2 protein-coding genes are annotated in these 1,801 nt (G+C 68.3%); one reads left to right on the top strand and one right to left on the bottom strand.

Annotation, left to right across the window (positions count from 1 at the left end; genetic code table 11):
- Positions 1 to 34: 34 nt before the first annotated feature.
- Positions 35 to 469: an FAS1-like dehydratase domain-containing protein gene (locus ACRDUX_RS18790; RefSeq protein WP_526415533.1), complete on the bottom strand. Its 435-nt coding sequence runs from the start codon at positions 467 to 469 to the stop codon at positions 35 to 37.
- Between the two features lie 104 nt (positions 470 to 573).
- Between ACRDUX_RS18790 and ACRDUX_RS18785 the strand changes: the two genes are divergently transcribed.
- Positions 574 to 1,801 (top strand): aldehyde dehydrogenase family protein (locus ACRDUX_RS18785; protein WP_526415532.1); only part of this gene is annotated, 1,228 nt, incomplete at its 3' end.

Genomic DNA, 1,801 nt, shown 5'->3' with positions numbered 1-1,801 from the left:
GCCTCGAGGCCCGCGCGCATCTGGGTGGTCGCCGTCATTTCGGAGCCGTCTCGATGAACGTGGCCTTCGCCTCGGCCACCAACGCGCCCGTCGCGTCGCGGTATTCGGTGACCACCGTCGCGAAGCGCATCTCACCCCCGCGCTTGCCGGGCTTGGAGTACCGCTCAACCACTTTCTCGCGAGCGGTGAGCACGTCACCGGCGGCAGGCACATCTGCGTGGAAGGTGTACTCCTGCTCGCCGTGTAGCAGCCTCTTGCGGTCGAAGCCCACGTTCACCCGGACACCGGGCGGTGCCCACCGGGCGGCGCTGGTCAGAAATGTCGGTGGGACGATCGCGTCGGGACCGCGGTAGGCGGAATCCTCACAGAGCATGGCGTCGGCGAACTCGGCGATCTTGCCGCGCTCGACCACCACTTCCCAGGGTTGTCCCACGCTCGGGTCGGCGTCGCTGTCGGGCGAGGCAGTCATAGTGACCAATAGTGTCAGAAAAACTCCAGAACCGAAACCGAAAGAGCGCTTCAGCACCAATGGGGCGCTTGTCCAAAGATGACATCAATGCCAGAATCGGGCTCATGGTCGAGTTGGCGGCAAGCTATGTCGCAGGCAAATGGGTCACCGGTGCACACATCGAGACACTGGACGTGACGTCCCCGACCACCGGCGAAGTGCTGGGCACCGTCGGCGTCGCAGGCGCAGATGAGATGGACGCCGCCGTGGCGGCCGCCCGCGGGGCCTTGACGTCCTGGGGCCAGACCTCCCCCGCCGATCGCGGCGCCGCGCTGGGCCGACTGGCCGACGCACTGAGCGCACGCAAGGGCGAACTGGCCGACCTCACCACCGCCGAGATCGGCTCGCCGCGTTCGTGGAGCACGTTCGGTCAGGTCATCACCGCAGCCGGGGTGCTGCGTGCCTACGCCGCCATCACACCGGACCATCCCTTCTCGGCAACGAGGCCCTCGATGACGGGCGGCACCGTGGAGGTCCGTCAGATTCCGGTCGGCGTGGTGGGGGCCATCGTGCCGTGGAACACGCCGCTGTTCATCGCGGCATTGAAGATCGGACCCGCGCTGGCCGCGGGCTGCACGGTGGTCCTCAAACCCGCCCCCGACGCCCCACTCGAATTCGGGGTGCTGATGCAGGCCGTCGAGGAGGCCGGGATACCCGACGGAGTGCTCAACGTCGTCAACGGCGGCGCCGCGACCGGCGAACTCCTGACCGAGCATCCAGGCGTGGACAAGGTCAGCTTCACCGGGTCGACCGCCGTCGGCGCCAGGATCGCCGCGTCGTGTGGATCGCGCATCCGCCGCTGCAGCCTCGAACTGGGCGGCAAGTCGCCGGCCATCGTCCTCCCCGACGCTGCGCTCGAGAAGACGGTGCCAGGACTGGTAAGTGGTGTGATGGGCAACAACGGTCAGTTGTGCGCCGCGCTCACGCGAATCCTGCTACCGCGCAGCCGATATGACGAGTTCGCAACTGCATTGACCACCGCGGTGGCCGCATTGACCGTCGGAGACCCCGCCGACCGCGCCACCGACGTCGGACCGCTCATCAACGAGACCGCGCGCAATAGGGTCGAGGGCTTTCTGCAGCGGGCACGGGACGAGGGCGCCACCGTGCTGACCGGCGGCGAGCGGCCCAGCGGCGCAGGGTGGTTCGTCACCCCGGCGCTCGTCGTGGCGACGAACGCCTTGGAGATCGCCCGCGAAGAGGTCTTCGGTCCGGTCGCCGTGATCATCGCGTACGACGACGCGGACGGGGACGACGCCGCCGAGGCGGTCGCGATCGCCAACGACTCGCGCT

Source organism: Mycobacterium sp. (assembly GCF_050701675.1).
GTDB lineage: Bacteria > Actinomycetota > Actinomycetes > Mycobacteriales > Mycobacteriaceae > Mycobacterium.
Note: the sequence above shows the minus strand (reverse complement) of the source record. Positions and strands in the feature narration are given on the sequence as shown.